Source organism: Acinetobacter sp. 1207_04 (genome assembly GCF_052850415.1).
Map to the genome: position 1 here is coordinate 1 of NZ_VXCQ01000010.1, position 19,484 is coordinate 19,484.

20 protein-coding genes are annotated in these 19,484 nt (G+C 36.9%); 8 read left to right on the forward strand and 12 right to left on the reverse strand.

Translation table 11 applies throughout. The features are described 5' to 3' along the window. Positions 1 to 275 precede the first annotated feature (275 nt). The 3 genes from FW754_RS10275 to FW754_RS10285 all read left to right on the forward strand — a co-directional run bounded on the left by FW754_RS10275 (position 276) and on the right by FW754_RS10285 (position 2,670). Positions 276 to 929, forward strand: a complete 654-nt coding sequence (locus FW754_RS10275) for a TetR/AcrR family transcriptional regulator (protein ID WP_446324601.1) — start codon at positions 276 to 278, stop codon at positions 927 to 929. A gap of 122 nt (positions 930 to 1,051) precedes the next feature. Beyond that, positions 1,052 to 1,972 (forward strand): ornithine carbamoyltransferase, encoded by a 921-nt coding sequence (gene argF / locus FW754_RS10280; RefSeq protein WP_409511471.1) that lies wholly within the window; start codon positions 1,052 to 1,054, stop codon positions 1,970 to 1,972. 353 nt (positions 1,973 to 2,325) lie between these two features. Next, the gene (locus FW754_RS10285) at positions 2,326 to 2,670 is read left to right on the forward strand and encodes a hypothetical protein (protein WP_446324602.1); all 345 of its coding nucleotides are present in this window, start codon (positions 2,326 to 2,328) and stop codon (positions 2,668 to 2,670) included. A 137-nt stretch (positions 2,671 to 2,807) separates the two neighbouring features. Here the strand turns inward: FW754_RS10285 and FW754_RS10290 are convergent, their stop codons facing one another. The 5 genes from FW754_RS10290 to argC form a co-directional block, all read right to left on the reverse strand. Continuing rightward, complete coding sequence (locus FW754_RS10290; protein ID WP_409511473.1) at positions 2,808 to 3,161, reverse strand: YnfA family protein; 354 nt, start codon at positions 3,159 to 3,161, stop codon at positions 2,808 to 2,810. Positions 3,162 to 3,250: 89 nt separating this feature from the next. Then, positions 3,251 to 5,527, reverse strand: a complete 2,277-nt coding sequence (gene clpA / locus FW754_RS10295; RefSeq protein WP_419347123.1) for an ATP-dependent Clp protease ATP-binding subunit ClpA — start codon at positions 5,525 to 5,527, stop codon at positions 3,251 to 3,253. Between the two features lie 12 nt (positions 5,528 to 5,539). Then, a complete protein-coding gene (gene clpS / locus FW754_RS10300; protein ID WP_419347121.1) occupies positions 5,540 to 5,953 on the reverse strand; it encodes an ATP-dependent Clp protease adapter ClpS in 414 nt (137 codons plus the stop codon). A 19-nt stretch (positions 5,954 to 5,972) separates the two neighbouring features. Next, entirely contained in the window at positions 5,973 to 6,710 is a 738-nt protein-coding gene (locus FW754_RS10305) for a DUF6776 family protein (protein WP_409511476.1), read from the reverse strand. A gap of 79 nt (positions 6,711 to 6,789) precedes the next feature. Continuing rightward, a complete protein-coding gene (argC, locus tag FW754_RS10310) occupies positions 6,790 to 7,839 on the reverse strand; it encodes an N-acetyl-gamma-glutamyl-phosphate reductase (RefSeq protein ID WP_446324603.1) in 1,050 nt (349 codons plus the stop codon). A 223-nt stretch (positions 7,840 to 8,062) separates the two neighbouring features. On the opposite strand from argC, the gene FW754_RS10315 reads away from it, so the two are divergent. Together FW754_RS10315 and FW754_RS10320 are read left to right on the forward strand one after the other, a co-directional pair. Continuing rightward, a complete protein-coding gene (locus FW754_RS10315) occupies positions 8,063 to 8,815 on the forward strand; it encodes an HD domain-containing protein (protein WP_446324604.1) in 753 nt (250 codons plus the stop codon). Between the two features lie 3 nt (positions 8,816 to 8,818). Then, entirely contained in the window at positions 8,819 to 9,634 is an 816-nt protein-coding gene (locus FW754_RS10320) for an alpha/beta fold hydrolase (RefSeq protein ID WP_446324605.1), read from the forward strand. A gap of 108 nt (positions 9,635 to 9,742) precedes the next feature. Here the strand turns inward: FW754_RS10320 and FW754_RS10325 are convergent, their stop codons facing one another. The 3 genes from FW754_RS10325 to rpiA form a co-directional block, all read right to left on the reverse strand. Beyond that, the gene (locus tag FW754_RS10325; RefSeq protein WP_446324606.1) at positions 9,743 to 10,159 is read right to left on the reverse strand and encodes a bleomycin resistance protein; all 417 of its coding nucleotides are present in this window, start codon (positions 10,157 to 10,159) and stop codon (positions 9,743 to 9,745) included. Positions 10,160 to 10,288: 129 nt separating this feature from the next. Then, complete coding sequence (locus FW754_RS10330) at positions 10,289 to 10,963, reverse strand: YgjP family zinc-dependent metalloprotease (protein WP_446324607.1); 675 nt, start codon at positions 10,961 to 10,963, stop codon at positions 10,289 to 10,291. 181 nt (positions 10,964 to 11,144) lie between these two features. Further along, positions 11,145 to 11,816 carry a ribose-5-phosphate isomerase RpiA gene (gene rpiA, locus FW754_RS10335; RefSeq protein WP_446324608.1) on the reverse strand — a complete coding sequence of 224 codons (672 nt, stop codon included), beginning with the start codon at positions 11,814 to 11,816 and terminating at the stop codon, positions 11,145 to 11,147. 116 nt (positions 11,817 to 11,932) lie between these two features. Here rpiA and ilvA point away from each other — a divergent pair, with 116 nt between their 5' ends. Continuing rightward, positions 11,933 to 13,471, forward strand: coding sequence for a threonine ammonia-lyase, biosynthetic (gene ilvA / locus FW754_RS10340; protein WP_409511483.1), 1,539 nt, complete (start codon positions 11,933 to 11,935; stop codon positions 13,469 to 13,471). 410 nt (positions 13,472 to 13,881) lie between these two features. After that, on the forward strand, positions 13,882 to 14,298 hold the full coding sequence (locus FW754_RS10345) for a hypothetical protein (protein WP_446324609.1): 417 nt from the start codon (positions 13,882 to 13,884) through the stop codon (positions 14,296 to 14,298). A gap of 75 nt (positions 14,299 to 14,373) precedes the next feature. Here FW754_RS10345 and FW754_RS10350 read toward each other — a convergent pair whose 3' ends face one another. From FW754_RS10350 to FW754_RS10365, 4 genes are read right to left on the reverse strand one after another with little or no spacing between them, the layout of a single operon-like run. Further along, complete coding sequence (locus FW754_RS10350) at positions 14,374 to 15,402, reverse strand: alpha/beta hydrolase (RefSeq protein WP_409511485.1); 1,029 nt, start codon at positions 15,400 to 15,402, stop codon at positions 14,374 to 14,376. Next, positions 15,403 to 16,581, reverse strand: coding sequence for a YdcF family protein (locus FW754_RS10355; protein ID WP_446324658.1), 1,179 nt, complete (start codon positions 16,579 to 16,581; stop codon positions 15,403 to 15,405). A 9-nt stretch (positions 16,582 to 16,590) separates the two neighbouring features. After that, entirely contained in the window at positions 16,591 to 17,625 is a 1,035-nt protein-coding gene (murB, locus tag FW754_RS10360) for a UDP-N-acetylmuramate dehydrogenase (RefSeq protein ID WP_409511487.1), read from the reverse strand. Continuing rightward, positions 17,625 to 18,149, reverse strand: a complete 525-nt coding sequence (locus FW754_RS10365) for a low molecular weight protein-tyrosine-phosphatase (RefSeq protein ID WP_446324610.1) — start codon at positions 18,147 to 18,149, stop codon at positions 17,625 to 17,627. The genes murB and FW754_RS10365 overlap by 1 nt, the downstream gene beginning before the upstream one ends. Before the next feature lie 120 nt (positions 18,150 to 18,269). Here FW754_RS10365 and FW754_RS10370 point away from each other — a divergent pair, with 120 nt between their 5' ends. Beyond that, positions 18,270 to 19,427: an iron-containing alcohol dehydrogenase gene (locus tag FW754_RS10370; protein ID WP_446324611.1), complete on the forward strand. Its 1,158-nt coding sequence runs from the start codon at positions 18,270 to 18,272 to the stop codon at positions 19,425 to 19,427. Positions 19,428 to 19,484: the final 57 nt, after the last annotated feature.

The window sequence follows — 19,484 nt, forward strand, 5'->3', positions numbered from 1 at the left end:
GCCTGCAGATGTTTGTTCTGTCATATCCCTTTCCACAGTAATTACTATATTTATCGAGCTTCGAGTATATCCATAAGTTTTTCGTCAACGCTATGACCCTTTAGGCAAAATACTCTAAAACTTTAGTCCAAGAAAAATGAATATCAATTCATTTTTTAGACCCTTTGTACAAAAAAAATGCATCCTTTGCAATTCTTTTCTAAACGGAATTTTCTATTGCAATTTGCTATAATCACTGTCACCCAATTATTATTGACGCTAAATACCCCTCATTTATGAATAAGCATTCGGATCAGTTTGAAGCATCAGCTTGTGACACTCCACAGACAAAGAGAGGTCATGAGCGTCGTATTGCCCTTTTACTTAGCGCAAATCAGCTATTTCTTGAGCGTGGTTATGATGCAGTCTCACTTGATGATATTGTTCATCATGCTGGAGGTTCTAAAACCAGTATTTATAAGTATTTTGGCAGTAAAGATGGTTTATTTACGGCCATTTGTGATTATCGATGTGAAATCTTTTTTAAAGACATTTGCAACCAGTTTGATTGCCAACAAGATCAATTACGTCACTATCTCATTCAAACGCTGAAGAATTTTTACCAACATCTTATTCAGCCCGAAAATGCTGCCTTTTTACGCCTTATTGTTGAACAAGCTCAACGTAGTCCTGAACTTGCTCGTTATATTATGGAGCAAGGACCTCGCCATATTCAAAAAGCTATTGAAAATGCCTTAACCAGAGCACATCAAAATAAGTTAATTCATTGCACGCAACCTGAATATTCTGCACAACTTTACTTTGGTATTATTCGTGATCTGGAATGGCATATCATCATGAACACCCCTATTGAAAAAACAGAACAAGAAATAAGCAATTACATTCAATATTGTGTCGATCGCTTTCTAGATGCTCATCAAAAGCACTAGTTTTTTTGCATTTCATTTGACTTATAGTATATTAGACCATTCCCTATCTTTTTTATCTCATCAACCAACAATGAATTGTGAGTCAATTTGTTTATTGACTGAGCAATTATTGTGGAGTAACCATGACTCTACGACATTTTCTAACTTTACGTGATCTTTCTACCGCTGAGTTAAATCGCATTATTGAACGTGCGCAGGAATTAAAACGTAAACAACACAACAATGAAGTGTTCCAACCTTTCGTTGGCAAAGTCATGGGAATGATTTTTGAAAAATCAAGCACTCGTACCCGCGTTTCATTTGAAGCAGGAATGACTCAGTTTGGTGGTAGCGCAATTTTTCTATCTTCGCGCGATACTCAATTAGGGCGTGGCGAGCCAATTGAAGATTCTGCTCGTGTCATTTCAAGCATGCTTGATGTCGTGATGATTCGTACTTTTGGTCATGATATTGTTGAACGTTTTGCAGAATACTCAAGCGTCCCTGTCATCAATGCATTAACTGATGATCATCACCCTTGCCAACTCCTTGCAGATGTACAAACTTTTGTTGAACACCGTGGCTCAATTGAAGGCAAAACAGTGGCTTGGATTGGCGATGGCAACAATATGTGTAATTCATATATTGAAGCAGCACACATGTGGGGCTTCAATCTTAAAATTGCATCACCAAAAGGCTATGAACCAAAACCTGAATTTCTATCTGAATTTGCACACTGTGTAGAATTGGTTGATTCAGCAGAAGATGCTGCCGTAAATGCTGATTTAATCGTGACTGACGTTTGGGCAAGCATGGGGCAAGAAGAAGAGCAAAAAATTCGCGAAAAAGCATTTGCTGATTATCAAGTGAATGAAAAATTAATGGATTTAGCACATGCAGATTGTTTATTTATGCACTGCTTACCTGCACATCGTGGTGAAGAAATTTCAATGAGTTTACTTGATCATAAAAACTCAGTCGTTTGGGATGAAGCTGAAAACCGTTTACATGCTCAAAAAGCATTGGTTGAATTTTTAATCAATGAAAATCTCAAAAAATATTAATATTTTTTAATCAGTTATTAAAAAGGCTTTGTTAATCAAGGCCTTTTTAATAACTAAATATCATGACCAAAGCTAAAAATACAATCTATAATTTTACTAAGTTTAATCATAATATCGATCAAATTCCGAGCCGACCTACAGATCAGTACTCTTAAAAATTATTATTGATAATCAATATAATGGATATTTTTTATCATTCTCTCATCACCCAAAAATATTAGTATCTTCATAATATTTCCCCCAAATATTTCATAAAATAAATAAAATTTTTATATACAAATATATTCCCATAAAGTCAAAAATACTATTTATAATCAAAACATACTCTTAATTTTAATATGTGTATTATTTTTATGAAATTTAAAACAATTCTAGCCATTTCTATATTTTCAATCAGCTCACTTACCACATCATCTTTTGCATCAGAAGTCGATGAATATTTACAACAAAAAAATATAATCGATGCTCAATATAAAATTATCAACAAACAATACTTAAAGGATGTTTTAAGCGCACTGAATGACGAAGACTCTCGCGTTCTCCCTATTCAGGTCGATCAAAATACGATTATTGAAAAAATGCAACTCCATACTGATCACATTGAAATTCAAGGGCTTATTACATCTGAAGATTTTGCACAATTTGCAATCTACTGGACAAGAAAAAACCAAACAATTACTTACCGAAGGTTTACTTGATAACTGCTCTTCCATTTTCAATCATGAGTTTCAGCGTAAAAATCCATATGCTGCCAATATAACACTCACATCACAGAAAAAAAGCTATCAAATCAATCTTAAAAATACGCAATGTACTTTCTAAATTTGATTTCACATTAACGAATTAAACCTTGGGGTTGCAAAATAATCATTGCAGCTCCAATCAAAACCACAGCCCCACCCAATAAATCCCAACGACTCAGACTCACTTGATCAACAAAACGCAACCACATTAAAGCCGTAAAAATATAAATTCCACCATAGGCTGCATAAATACGCCCCGATGCCGTAGGGTGCAGAGTTAAAAGCCAAACAAAAACTGCCAAACTCAAAACAGTAGGAATCCATAGCCACTGGCTTTTTCCTTGATTTAAAATCAAATATGGAAAATAACATCCTAAAATTTCTGCAATGGCTGTTACAAAGAATAAAAAAAATGTCGTTATTACTTTGGTGATCTGTATATCCATCAATTACGCCACTCTTCCAAAATTCATATATAAATCTCACAACAAAAAACCCGCGATCAACACGGGTTTTTTGTTCTTTTTAAATAACTCTAAGCAGGTTCAGCCGTTTCATCTTCAAATACTTCAAGATTCAAGCCAACCACTTTACCATCTTCTTTCTTAGCAGTAACCGCAACATTACCGCCATGATCAGCCAATTCACCAAATAAGATCATTTCAGCAAGTGGCTTTTTCAAGTGTTCTTGAATCAAGCGTTGCATTGGTCGTGCTCCCATCAATGGGTCATAACCATGCTCAGCCATCCAATCACGAGCAGACTGATCAACCTCAAGAACCACTCTTTTCTCATCAAGTTGTGCTTGAAGTTCAGTCAAGAATTTATCAACTACAGAATCAATAACAGTCGTTGGCAATGACTTAAATTGAATCACGCCATCTAAACGGTTACGGAACTCTGGTGCAAAGGCACGTTTCATTGCTTCTTGATTATCATTACTGTTGTCTTGCTCAGTAAAGCCAATACTTGTACGCGATATACTTTCTGCACCAATATTGGTCGTTAGAACAATAATCACGTTACGGAAATCCGATTTACGACCATTGTTATCAGTTAACGCGCCATGATCCATGACTTGAAGCAATAGATTAAACACATCTGGATGCGCTTTCTCAATTTCATCAAGTAACAAAACACAGTGTGGATTTTTATGGATTGCATCAGTCAACAAACCACCTTGATCATAACCAACATAACCTGGAGGCGCACCAATTAAGCGAGAAACAGCATGACGCTCCATGTACTCTGACATATCGAAACGTACAAGCTCCACACCTAAAATTTTCGCCAATTGCTTCGTAACTTCAGTTTTACCAACACCTGTAGGCCCTGCAAACACAAAACTACCCACTGGCTTATCTGGTGCTTTCAATCCCGCACGAGATAGCTTAATTGCAGATGCCAATGCAGTAATGGCTTCATCTTGCCCAAAAACTACACGTTTTAAATCACGCTCAAGATATTCAAGTACCGACTTATCATCTTTCGACACTGTTTTAGATGGAATACGTGCAATTTTAGAAATAATGTCTTCAATATTTTCTACTGTAATGACCGTATTATCTTGCTCTGCTTTTAAACGACGCTGTGCACCAGCTTCATCAATCACATCAATTGCTTTGTCTGGCAAGAAACGATCATTGATAAACTTAGATGACAACTCAACCGCAGAAACCAACGCACTGTCTTCATATTGCACGTGATGAAATTCTTCAAATCGTGATTTTAAACCACGTAAAATATCTACTGTTTCTGAAATAGATGGCTCATTGACATCCACTTTTTGGAAGCGACGTGACAATGCGTGATCTTTTTCAAAGACTTGGCGATACTCTTGAAATGTGGTTGAACCAATACAGCGCAAAGTTCCATTTGCCAAAGCAGGCTTAATCAAATTCGATGCATCCATGGTACTGCCCATACTTGAGCCCGCACCAATAATCATGTGAATTTCATCAATAAATAAAATTGCTTCAGGTTTTTTCTTTAATGCATTCAACAATTGTTTTAAGCGCTTTTCAAAATCACCACGATATTTTGTCCCTGCAACTAAAGCGCCAATATCTAAGCTAAATACTTCAGCATTCGCGAGTGGTTTCGGTGCTTTACCATTGACGATTAACCATGCCAAACCTTCAGCAATTGAGGTTTTGCCCACACCAGGATCACCAACAAGCAAGGGATTGTTTTTACGGCGACGGCACAAAATTTGTGCTGCACGCTCAATTTCTTTTTCACGACCAATAAGTGGATCGGTTTTACCTTTTTGCGCTTCGACATTTAAATTTAAGGTATACAGCTCAAGTGGTCCTGCATTGGCAGAAGACGTTGATTCACCGTCAAGCTCCTCAGATTCTTCTTCAACCTGAATTTCTTCTTTACGTCCACCATGTGACAAGTATTGTGTCAATGTTAAACGGTTAATTTGATGGCGTTTAAGTAGATACACTGCAAATGAATCACGTTCAGAATACATTGCAACCAATACATCTGCACCTTCTACTGTACGATCACCACCGCTCGATTGAACATGAAAAATAGCACGCTGTAAAATACGGTCAAAACTTTCAGTCGGATGTGGTGCTTGGTCGCTATTTTCACCAAGCTTTGGCGTATGTTGATCTACATATTCTTCTAGTTCTTTGCGTAAAGTAACAATATCTGCGCCACATGCTTTTAAAGCATTAACTGCTGCGTCATTGTCGAGTAAAGCAAGTAATAAATGTTCAACTGTTAAAAACTCATGTCTCTTTTGACGAGCCATACTAACAGCCAAACGTAAAGAAACTTCTAATTGGCGACTGAGCATAAGACCCCCTTATTATTGTGGCTCGATCTGACAGAGTAAAGGATGTCCTTGTGATCGAGCATAGTTGTTTACTTGGTTTGCCTTCGTCTCTGCGATGTCTCGCGGGTAGATCGCTGCAATACCTTTTCCTTCATAATGTACTGTTAGCATTACTTCGGTCGCTTGGTCAAGATTCAATGCGAAGTATTGTTGTAAAACTTCGATTACAAAGTCCATGGGAGTGTAATCATCATTCATTAAAACAACAGCATACAAAGGTGGACGTTTTAATTCAGGTGGTGCAGTTTGCACGGCTAAATCACCATCACCCTCATGTTCTATCGGGTTTTCAGCCATACGAGGGCTAAGATGCCAATCAATCAAACCTGTTTGTTGGAATGATATTTTGACATCATGTAAGTTGGGTTGAGATTTAGAACTATGCATATATTTTATTTTCATAAACTTATTGAACATTCGCTTCCGCTTGCGGAACTTCTGCTGCAAATGCCGCAGATGAATCTACAGCATTCCCTTTTTGCCAACTAAAACGCTTAATTGCAGGTGTTGCACCATTTAAACGAACTTCAATATATTGTGGCGCAAAACCTTTGGGCATTGTCCAACGCCCTGTTAGGCGTTCAAAATTTTCAAAATTAAAGTTACTAACTTCCATTGGAACAACAAGAACTTCAGTCCCATTAATTAGGCGTATTTCAGCGTTTCCTGATGTACGGCGACGTGATGGGCTGACTTGCATCAAATCAAGTTGATATTCAAAAGCATTTTCAGGTAATGCTTTAACTGCCAAATTTTGTACAGTCAAACTTACACCACCACGCTGACGTAGTACTTCACGGTAAATCCCGCTCATACCATCGACCTGCGTTTTTTCAGATTTACTGAGCTCTAAAGCTTTTACAAGATCATTTGAACTGTCTACAGCAACATCACGTTCTTGCACAGCCAAATTGAGATTCTTGTTTAATGTATCGAGTGTAATTTTCTGTTGCTTGACCACTTCAACCAACTGTTCTGCGTCTGCATCAAAACCAACAACCGATAAACCTTGGCGATGTCCAACTGTGTAGCCAAGTAGGATACTGCCTGCACATAATACAACGCCGCCGATCATGATCGGCATATTACCTTTCATAAATGATTTTTTAGGTTGCGACGTTGTTTTGGTTTCTGTGTTCTGCATCGTCATCTCTGAATATTGATAGCGTCAAAACACACATTTAACGCTAAAGTTAAATGTGTGTGAAGTTTTAAAGCGTTTTTTATGGTAATAATCCGATGCCTTGCAAACCAGCATCTTCCGCAAAACCAAACATTAAATTCATATTTTGCACAGCTTGACCTGCCGCACCTTTCACAAGGTTATCTTGTACTGACAATATCACTAAGCGTTTAGGTTGCGGTTTATGCAATGCAATACGTAACTGATTTGCACCACGTACCGAACGTGTTTCAGGTGAACTACCTGCTGGCATCACATCTACAAAAGTTTCATTGGCATAGAATTGCTCATACAAACTTTGTAAATCTGCTGCTTCGCCTGCATCAGTCAAATCGATATAAATTGTACTTAACATACCACGTATCATCGGCACTAAATGCGGCACAAATAAAATATGATCAAATACATTTTTTAAACCTGAAATATTTTCTAAAGCTTCCACAATTTCAGGATGATGGCGATGTCCTGCCACACCATAGGCTTTAAAATTATCTGCATTTTCAGAATAGATCATACCCAAACTTGCTTTACGCCCTGCACCTGAAACACCTGATTTTGCATCAATAATAATGCTTTCTGGTTTAACCAATGTTTCAACGTGTTTAAATAATGGCGCAAGACCCAATTGCACAGTGGTTGGATAGCAACCTGGATTACCAATCACTTTAGCATTTTTAATTTTTTCACGATTCAGCTCAGACAAACCATAAGCTGAATCTTTTAAAATATTTGGGCAAGCATGTTGCATGCCATACCATTTTTCAAACTGTTCTAAATCTTGTAAACGGAAATCTGCAGCTAAATCGATCACTTTAGTATTTGCAGCCAAAAGCTCTTCTGCATGTTTCATCGCCACACCATGTGGGGTTGCAAAGAATACAACATCACATTTTTTTAGTTCATCGATATTTAGATCTGAATATTTGAGGTCTGTATGTCCACGCAAGTTAGGGAACATATCATCAACACGGCGACCGTCTTCAGTACGTGATGTCAGTACAGTTACCTGTACATTTGGATGTCGTAGTAATAGACGCAACAATTCAACGCCTGTATAACCCGTTCCGCCAACAATACCAACTGAAATCACGATTTTAACCTCTAATGCAAAGTATCCATTTTTCAACTATGTAGTATGACAGGAAGTTGTATTTTTCTAAACAGTTTTGATGAATTCAATCTTTTTTGTTCATTTTTAACTTATATGATTGCCATTTTATAGAATTCCAAGACTAAACTTCTTATTGACAAAATATCTACACACTATAAATTAGAGTAATTACTCTAATTTTATTAGTCAGGATAATAAATAGATGATTGGATCTCGGGAATGGATGAATATAAGTCATGGAACATTAAGTTTTAAAGAAAAAATCCAACTAATTAAACAGGTTTTAGTGCCTGCGACGTTAAATTACACTAAAACATTTATTGAAAAGCCATCCACTAAAAATACGTTTCAACTCGCTGATATTCAAATTCCTGATACACCCATTGTTAAAGAAGCTATTGCCGAATTAGAAAATACTGGTAATCAAGCCATAATCAATCATTCATGGCGTAGTTATATTTGGGGTGTTGCTATCGCTCAAAATAAACAATGGCAATTTGATGAAGAAAGTTTACTGATTTCCAGTTTAATGCACGACTTAGGTTTGGTTGACCACCTTACACACTACACTTGCCAATGCTTTACTTTTGAAAGTTCGTTACGATCTGAAATCTTATGTGTAAAGCACCATTATCCTCGAGAAAAAACGGAGAATATTTCCAATGCTATTTGCCTACATATGAATGGCTATTTGAATGAGAATAATCAAAGTATATCGAAAGAAGTTTTATTACTACAAAAAGCAACTTCGTGTGACGTGATTGGAACAGACTTGGCTTTATTTTCCAGCACGTTTAGAGAGGACGTTTTAGGTTTATATCCACGTTATCAATTTAATACTCAATTCAAACAACGATTAAAGACCGAAGCCAAAAGAAATCCTCAATCTCGGACAGCCCTAATGAATAAATTAGGACTATCGATGATGATTGAAATGAACATTTTTCAGGAGTAAATAATGAAAAATATGGCACTTACCCACAAGACAATTCATTTTAATCAATATCCAATTCTGGTAGATGTTCACTCACATTCAGAGAATAAACATACGATTATTTTACTTCCTGCACTAGGTATCGCAATGAGTAAATATGAAAAGTTAATTTCCACACTTTATCAAAATGATTTAAATGTCGTGGTTGCAGATTATCCCAACTGTGGAAGAAATTTACCTCTTGTATCTGCCGATATTGATTTTGGTTATGCCAATTTATTAAATAATTTCATCCCTCAACTTGAAAAAATTGCTTTAGAAACAACACGCCAAAAACCAATCCTATTCGGTCATAGTTTAGGTGGACATTTAGCAACTTTATACACACAGAATCATGATAATAAAGTGATTGGTATAGCAACTGGAAATATTGGTTTCAAAAATTGGGACTTAAAAGGCAAGTTTAATATTTTAAAAGCGGTGACTGTGATTAATACCATGATTTTAAAAGATGGTTATTTTGCAGGTTATAAAATTTCTTTTGGAAACCGTGAAACAAAGTCACTCATGCGAGATTGGTCAAAAGTGGTTTTTACAGGTCATTACAGGCACATCATTGGACTTGAAAATATTGTTAAAAATGATGCTTTATTTATCTCTTTACTGGGTGATGATTTTGCCCCAATGCGTTCAATGCTCGGTTTAAGTTGTTATTTTAAACATCCTCAAATTGAAACTTTAGATTTAACCCGAGAACTCAAAGGTAATCAGCATGCTGTTTGGATTAAACAACCTAACGAAGTAGTGAAATTAATTCAGGAATGGTTAAATCATGCCTAAATTAATAAATTCCATCTCTTATTTGAACGTCATAAAAATTTATCAATATTTTACAATAAACTATCAAAACTTAGAGTAATTAAAACTCGTACATATAAAGATTTAATTTTAAAATATTGCTCTATCTCCAATGACTGCAATAATTCTCAATAAATAACCGTCAGGATCTTGAACTAAAAATTGTTTTTGCCCATGCTCTACATTTCCCGCACGATACCAACGCTCCTCCAATCCTGAAAATATTGACCACTGAGCTTTGTGTAAGCGATTTAAAATATCATCAAGTTGTTTAACTTCTAATTGAAAATTTATCCCTCTGCCCAATGGATAATTCAATTCTCCTGTTACCCATTGATCGTCCTGAAGCTCTTCTAACATGAACTGCACACCATTGAGTTCTAAATACATGAATTTATCTTCAGTCCGTTGATACTTTACCGAAAATCCAAGAATATTCACCCAAAAATAATAACTTTTTTCTAGATCAGTTACGATTAATTCAGGGACTAACGCATTCCATTTCACTTATAAATCCAACCCTATCAATAAGAAATTTAAAAACCGATATTTTATTTAGATATGACCGTTATATCTTATGGTTTTACAGATTTTCACTTTCTCATTTTAACTTAAATTAAAAGTTCACATACTCTCTTATGCCCACCACCATGGCATTACACTACTTTTTAAAATTTTCCGATGATGTTTATAATTTGCATCATGCTTTTCAACTTCTGCCCAAAACACAGAACTATGATCAAAATACTGTGTATGTGCTAACTCATGCACACAGACATAACGTGCCATTGCGACATCACACAAAACCAACGCACTATTGAGCATAATATCATGTTTAGATGTACAACTGCCCCAACGAGTCTTAGGCTGTCGAATAGCACATTCAGCAAATTTTAAACCACTTTCCGTACTGACTTGCTGTAAATAGATGGGTAAATAATGCTTGGCATAAGCAATCACAAAGGCTTTTAAATAAAGTGCAGGCTCACGATCACTGATTAATAATTGATGATCTTTCTCATTAAGAATATAAGATTTTTTTTGTGTTTGATAATTGACTTTTAAAGGCTGTTCTAAATTAAAAAGCTTTAATTCTGTTGGTAATACTTTATCGACTTGCCCTGATTTTTCTTGTTGTTTCTGCCATGTTTCAATCATCCACTGTTCAGACTGTTGTAAAAAATCATTAATCTGTCGTTTTGTACAAAATTTCGGTACAGTTAAACGAATTTGAGTGGGTTCAACACATAAGCGTAAACGAGTCGCTCGTGCATGATGGCTAATTTGAATTTCGGGTAAGTTTGGGGTCATTTTATTCTATAGATTTATAATCAGATTTAGAGTTCCCCCTCCTTTTAGGAGAGGGCTAAAGAAAGGTTTTCTTTTACCCCCTCATCCTAGCTTTCTCTCAAGGGAGAAGGAACTTACAATACGAATTTAAATGAAGATAAATATTCATTTAAATTTTCAAAAATATTATTGAATCAATAAATTAAACCGCTGTGCGCTCTTCAATACCATTATCGGTCGCAACAACGGCAATATCTGCTTTATTGATTGCAAAAATACCATTACATACAACACCTGGAATGTTATTCAGTGTTTTTTCTAACTCTAATGCATTTAAAATATTTAAATTAAAGACATCTAAAATCACATTACCATTATCTGTCACAACACCTTCACGGTAAACAGGATCACCACCTAGAGAAACGATTTTACGTGCAACAGCAGAACGTGCCATTGGAATAACTTCAACTGGGAGCGGGAAATCACGACCCAACTGATTGACCCATTTTGAATCATCTACGATACATACAAATTTTTTCGCAATAGAAGCTACAATTTTTTCACGCGTCAATGCAGCACCACCACCCTTGATCATATGCATATGACGATCAATTTCATCTGCACCATCCACATAAGCATCTAAACCGCCAACATGGTTCATATCGACTACTTCAATACCTAGTTTTTTCAAGCGTTGTGCTGTTGCTTCAGAACTCGCAACGGCTGCTTCAAGTTGTAATTCAGGCAAAAGCTCAATGAGGAAATTCACAGTACTGCCTGTACCTACGCCTAAAATCCCCCCTTTTGGTAAGTGTTTTAAAGCGGCTTGGGCTGCAGCTTGTTTTTTCTCGTCCTGGGTAGCATAAAGGCTCATGACATCTCTCTATAAATTTTCAGATTCTTTGCACATTTTGCATAATTTTAAAACGCAAATGTACAGGGGTTTGTTACAATGAGCGCTCATTTTAAACTGTTAGATGGAAAATTAACATGCTGTCTCGTTTGGTTCGACAAATATTACAGGCAACGGTCTACGACGTTGCAATCGAAACTCCACTCGAAGCAGCGCCACGAATTAGTGAGAAGCTCAATAATAATATCCGCTTCAAGCGTGAAGACTTACAGCCAGTTTTCTCTTTCAAGTTACGTGGGGCATATAATCGTATAAGTCAATTAACAAAATCTCAGCTTGAACGTGGCGTAATTACCGCTTCTGCAGGCAATCATGCACAAGGTGTAGCACTATCGGGTCAAAAGCTAGGTATTACTGCAATTATTGTCATGCCAAAAACCACGCCTGATATTAAAGTACAAGCGGTGAAACGTTTAGGTGGTCAGGTTGTATTACATGGCGATTCTTTTGATGTTGCGAATAAATATGCCATTCAACGTGCTGCTGATGAAGGTATGACCTTCATCCCACCTTATGATGATGAATTGGTCATGGCTGGACAAGGCACCATTGCCAATGAAATTTTACGCCAATGGCGTGATGTCGAATATGTATTCGTTGCAGTCGGCGGTGGCGGTTTAATCGCAGGTGTTGCCGCTTATTTGGGTGATGTTGCACCGCATGTCAAAGTTATTCCTGTGGAATATGATGAATCAGCGTGTTTAAAAGCTGCATTTGAAGCCAATAAGCGTGTGATTTTACCTTCAGTGGGCTTATTTGCCGATGGTACTGCCGTTGCTCAAATTGGTGAGAAACCATTTGAAGTGATTCAACTGCAAAAATCGGATAATTCAGGTCCGATCGTTGAGCGTGATGTCATCCTTGTGAATACCGATGAAATCTGTGCTGCCATTAAAGATACATATGATGAATGCCGTAGTATTGTCGAACCATCTGGTGCAATGGCTTTGGCAGGGATTAAAAAATACGTTGCCGAACACGGCGTAGAAAATAAAAATATGGTCTCCATTGTCTGTGGTGCAAACATGAACTTTGATCGTTTGCGTTATATTGCCGAACGTACAGAGTTGGGAGAGCGTAAAGAAGCCATTTTTGCTGTGACCATTCCTGAAGAAAAAGGCTCATTCCTCAACTTCTGTCGTGCTTTGCAAGGTCGTAACATTACAGAGTTCAACTACCGTGCAAGTAGCTCAAGTGCTGCACAAGTTTTTGTGGGCATTAGCTTAAAAGCTGGTGACAAAGAACGTCAAGACATCTACGACTTACTCAACACCAATTATGATATTGATGATTTGTCTGATGATGAAGTGGCAAAACTCCATATTCGCTACTTAGTTGGCGGACATGCAGATATTGAAAATGAACGTTTATTCCGTGTAGAGTTCCCTGAACGTCCGGGTGCATTACTGACGTTTTTAGAACGTCTTGGTCCTACACATAATATTACTTTGTTCCATTATCGTAATCATGGTGCAGCTGAAGGTCGTGTTTTAGTGGGTTTGGAAGCCGAAGATGCGCAGCAAAATCCTGATGGTTTAATTGAAACATTGGAAAGTATTACTTATCCTTATGAGGAAATTACCAACAACTTGGGCTACCAACGCTTTTTAAAATAAATATTTTAACTTCAATGAATTAAAACACAAATAGCCTGCCTGTCAGGCTATTTTTTCGACTACTATACTTTATTTTGCACTTTTAATTAAAACCATGTTGACAACACATACCTATTCATCATCAAATAAAAAAAATTATAGTGACTATATGAAATTTTTTACTTTAAACATTTTTAACAATTTTTATAAAATTTAAATACATAAAAGCATTCCTGTTATTCTTTCTTTACATATTCTAAGTGACTTTTCTTGGTCTTACCGCTCTCAAACCTTACAAAAATTGTCACATATTCATCATTTATCGTCATTTTTAACCCAAACCCACCCACTCCGATTTATATACATAATTTAACCCTAAGTTCAAAACCATATTGATTATAATTAAGCCAAGCTTAAATAAGGGTGTGAATATGAAAAGTTGGAGAAATTTTTTAATCTTTCCATTGATTTTACTGCTCATTATCAATACTTTTTTTAGTTTGGTGAATATTTCTTATTCTACCAATTCTTGGTTAAGCATCACCGCTGTGGTCTTTCAATGCCTAAGCTTCATTATTGTACCATTTTCGATGTTACGCCTCGCACCAGCACATCCCTATATTGCAACGACATGCTATATGAGTCTCTTATGGGCACTGATGTATATTGCACGTATTTATCTAAACAATGAAACTTTTGTACAACAAGGTCTTTCATTAGTTTGGAGTGGTGTATTTTGGACCATTTCAGCAATGAGTATTTACTTCTTTTATATCGATCCACACTTTCAACATCATGTTATTGAGCATAATACACACACATCTAGAAACCAAAAGTTAAAGTCATAAAGTTATGTCATTACCCTTAAACTTATTTAATCCGAATAATAGTCAGGTTTATACAAATAATTTAGTAAACATAAATTAATAAATTTCAGCTGTTGAATGAGCATGTAAAAAAGCAGGAATCAACCCTGTTAATGCAGCCCGAATACTTGCCCTCTCATTAATGAGTTGATGAGAACCTTCTTCAAGCATTAGTAGTGTTTGTAAACGGAATTTACGACGAATAAATTCAATATTATAGCGCCAATCTACGGTTTGATCTTGTGCACCTTGTGCAAGCCAAACTGGAATTCGACATGCGGGTCGAGCTTCCATTTCTTGCATCCATTTTGACATTGCTAAAATCCAATCCATACCCATCATTCGTGGTTGTAGAGGATCTTTTAAGCGCACAAAACGCAAAAACTCAGGATTATGATTATTACGGCGGAAATGGCGAGGCACTTCACGTTTAATACGGCGGATAATACCTAAGCCAATCGAGTTATGCCACCATGCTGACTTCGCAGGACGAATCAAAGGTGATAACAATAAAACACGTTGCACAATCGGGTTTTCACGGCGCTGAGCATACTCAAGTAAATGGTGCATCCAAATTGCACCACCAGTACTTTGCCCAATGCCCAACCAAGGTTTAGGTAATTGATCTGCACTTTTTACATACTGATATACTGCATGTAAAACATCTTGATAATGATCAAAATTTTTAATATTAGCAGGTGAACCATCACTTAATCCATGCCCTGGCAAATCATAGGTTAGGACACTAAAACCTTGTTCTAACAACTCACGAATAATCGGTTGATAAATACCGCTATGCTCTAAATAACCATGCAGTAAACATACTGTACCTTTAACATTCTCAATCTGTGGCTTAAAAACCTGAACATGCAATTTAAATAGCGGCATTTGAATATAGCCCTGCCAATAATCGCATTCTAACTGATCAAAACCATATAAGCGGCTATATGCCTGCAATTCACGTGATGGATGATAAGAACGGTTTAAATTTAATGCTTCAAGTAAATGAGGTGTTTCGTCACGACTTGGTACGGGTAAATCAAGCTGTTTAAGCACAGTTGGATTTAAAAATGGCATATCTGACATTTATGGAACCTCCCTACAGCCACTTGAACCAAATAACATATCTCGAATGGTCGCCAACATTTCATAATTAGCACGGCGACTATGATCATAGTTTTGTTTAGCCGGTTGCCATTGGGTTAATGTCGTTGGCATCGGTGCTTCCACAGGAATAGTGGCAATTCCATTTAAGGCAAATAAGCGTCGTGTTCTTGGCATATGATAACGATCTGTAATTAATAACACAGTCGGTGCCCCCCCTTTTTTTTGTAATAATAATGAGCTAAAACGGGTATTTTCACAGGTATTCATACTACGATTTTCAAGTAATTTTGCTTTTATACCACGTTGTTCAAGCCAACGTTGCATATAGGGTGCTTCTACACCACTCAGTACAATAGGTAAACTAAATTGTTTTTCCAAGGCTAATGTGGTTTCCAATCTTAAGCGGGTATATTTATTAATCACGATATCTTTCTGATTATCGGCAAGGGTTAAACCTCCACCTAAAATCACAATGGCATAAGGTCGATTTGCTACATTATTGTCTTCCGAACCTTTTTCCGTCTCATTATTTTGAGTATTTAAATAAGCAATATCTTGATTGACTTGCTGATTCACTGCTTCTTGTTCAGCTTCAGTTTCAATTTTAACGTCATGTGATGTTAAATATTGCTCATATTCCTCCATCAGAGCTTTATTATCGGTATTATTCAGTGTAAGCAACTCAGCAATCGGGTCTTTTTGCTGTTCCAATTGAACAGCGCTCGCCTCTGATGCCGCTTGCTCTACAAGCGGTATAATGAGCGGAATGGATATTTGCTCTTTTTTATCTTTTTCTTCAACTTGTTTTTTTTCACTGTCCTGACGAATTTCATTTTGCAATTGCTGATATCGTGCCTGCAGCACACTTAAATCTTGTGGATCTTTACTTTTTAATGCTGTTTCAACCAATTTTAAATAAACCTGACGTGCAACCCAAAGTCTAGAACCTGGCTCTAAAGTTTCATCGGTTGAAAGGCCTGCTTGTTGCTGACTTTTTGCTGCAACCTGATTAACTTCTACAGGAACAATTGCATTGAGCAATTTGACCATCATATTTGAATAAAATGGCGTGTAAAGGAAAACAATGAAACAGCCGAATAACACGAAAAATATCGAGAGAAAACGTACAAGTCGAATCATCCAATGCTGTTTCTGCATAGTTTTCAATTAACCCACATGTGGCTGAATTAAGCCCTGATCATTAAACATTACGGGTTCAGGTTCAAGTCGTACAGTAAATTTCTGCAACACGTCATGCTGCACTGCCCAATACGTTTCTTGGACATCGGTCAATGAAGCATTTGCATAATTCACTAGAACTAAGGCTTGTTGAGCAAACATCCCCACCTGACCAAGCTGTTTGCCCTTCCATCCCGTTTGATCAATCAACCAACCTGCAGCAACTTTGACCTGATTATTTTTTTGTGGGTAGTGCGGAATATTGGGAAACTTATCCAACAAAGGTGCAAACTCTTGCTGTGTAATGACTGGATTTTTAAAGAAACTTCCTGCATTTGGATAATCTTTCGGATCAGGCAGTTTACTTTGACGAATATAAATCACTTGCTGTTGCAAATTTTCAGGTGTTAAATCATTTTGCATTGCTGTTTTTAAATCGCCATAATCTATTTTCAAATTTGGCTGTTTGAGTAGTTTAAAAACAACATGAGTAATAATATAGCGATTCGGATCATCTTTAAAAATACTATGACGATAAGCAAAATTACAATCTTGTGCCAAAATACTTGCTGTTTGATTTAAAACACGATCATACACTTCAACCGATTGAATAAAATCACCAACCTCTACGCCATAAGCACCAATATTTTGTACAGGTGCAGCCCCAACTAAACCTGGAATTAAGGCTAAATTTTGTAAGCCATAGATTTTTTGAGTCGTTGTCCATAGTACAAAATCATGCCAATTTTGCCCTGCACCAACACGAAGCGTTTGAGTATCTTGATCATCTGCCAATACATCAATACCCTGAATATTCATATGCATCACCAATGCGTGAATCTTTTCAGGCAATAACATATTGCTTCCACCTGATAGAATCAGAATATTCAACTGCTGTTCTTTTGCATAAGCAAGCGCCAGCTCAAGATCAGCCATTTCATTAATTTCAACATAATGTGAAGCAATTGAATTAAGGCTTAAAGTATTAAAAGGTTTGAGCTGAATTTGAGATTGAATATTCATCAAACTACTCCTTTAACTTCGGATTTTGCCTTTTGAAAGACTTCTACCCATGCTTGACTGCTCGACTCACACTGATCAAGTACACGCTCAAAATCACTTGCATCTCCATAATATGGGTCTGGCACAGCTTGTTTTGGGTAAATCGTGTCATGTTCACTCATTAGTGCAACTTCTGCACGAATTTTTTCCACTCCATATTCAGTCATTGCAGTTTTTTTTAAGCGTTGAATATTATTATAATTTTCTGAATCCATCGCTAAAATTAAATCAAAATCAAGAAAATCAGATATTAATAATTGTCTTGCACGCAAGTTAGATAAATCATAACCACGCTTTAGCGCATGTTGTTGACTACGCAAATCAGGCGCTTTGCCTGGATGGTAATTACTTGTTCCAGCTGAGTCGATAATCACATTCAGTTGTCCACTGTCACAGTAATGTCTGAGCACCACTTCTGCAGTGGGTGAACGACAGATATTTCCAAGACATACACATAACACCTTATAGGGCGTTCTGAACGACATAACAACCTCAAAAATACATTTATTTTATAGATGCCTATGTTAAGTTATTTATAGGGTGAATCCTATAGAATCGTAAGACAATAATGTTTAATTTATGATGACAGATTAAGGAAAATACGTATGAACCAATTTCAGTTTCAGACCACGGCAAATATTATTTCTGGAATTGGCTCTATCCAACAATTAGCAACACTAATCAAAGATGCACAGTACAAAAAAATCCTACTTGTGACTGATCCCGGTATGTTGCAGCATCAACTGCATGTCCCTATTTTAGATATTTTTCAAGATGTTTCAGTTGAATATGCAATTTATGCCGATGTCCAAGCCGACCCACCTGAACACATCATGCTCGAAGCCGTCTCTTTTGCTAAACAACATCAGGTCGATGCCATTATTGGTTTTGGGGGCGGAAGCTCACTGGATGTTGCCAAAGTAATTGCATTGTTAGCAGATCCTCGTCAAAACCAATCTATTCAAGATATCTATGGCGTAAATAATGCAAAAGCACCTCGTTTACCATTGATCTTAATTCCTACCACAGCAGGTACAGGTTCAGAAGTTACACCTATTTCGATTGTCACCACAGGTGAAACCACAAAAACAGGCATTGTTTCTCCAATTCTTTATGCCGATACTGCCATTTTGGATGCCACATTTACCACAGGCTTACCTGCACATATTACCGCTGCCACAGGTATAGATGCGATGGTGCATGCTATTGAGGCTTACACTTCTAAAATCAAAAAGAATTTTTATGCCGATATGTTGGCAAAACAAGCCTTAAAACTACTCAACAAAAATCTCACACCCGTTTTAGTCAATGGACAAGATCTTGAAGCACGACAAAATATGCTTCTCGGTTCAATGCTTGCTGGGCAGGCTTTTGCCAATGCACCCGTTGGGGCTGTACATGCACTCGCCTATCCATTGGGTGGACATTTCCATCTTTCACATGGGCATACCAATGCATTGGTTTTACTTGAAGTCCTAAAGTTTAATGCACCCAATGCCAAACATTTATATGCGGAACTGATGCAATGGCTTGACCCATATAGCAAAGGCAGTATTGATGGTTTATGTGATTTATTTATTGATCACATTCAAAGGCATTTGGATGGCAGTGGACTCACATTAAAACTACGAGATTTAGGCGTTCCTGAACATATGCTCGAAACTCTCGCACGCGATGCTATGTTGCAAACACGATTATTACAAAATAATCCAAGAGAAATGACTTATGAGCATGCATTGAAAATATATCAAGCCATTTACTAATGGCTGAAATGGAGTATTAAATGCTTCTCTTCTAATAGCATTCTTGCAAAAGTCAAA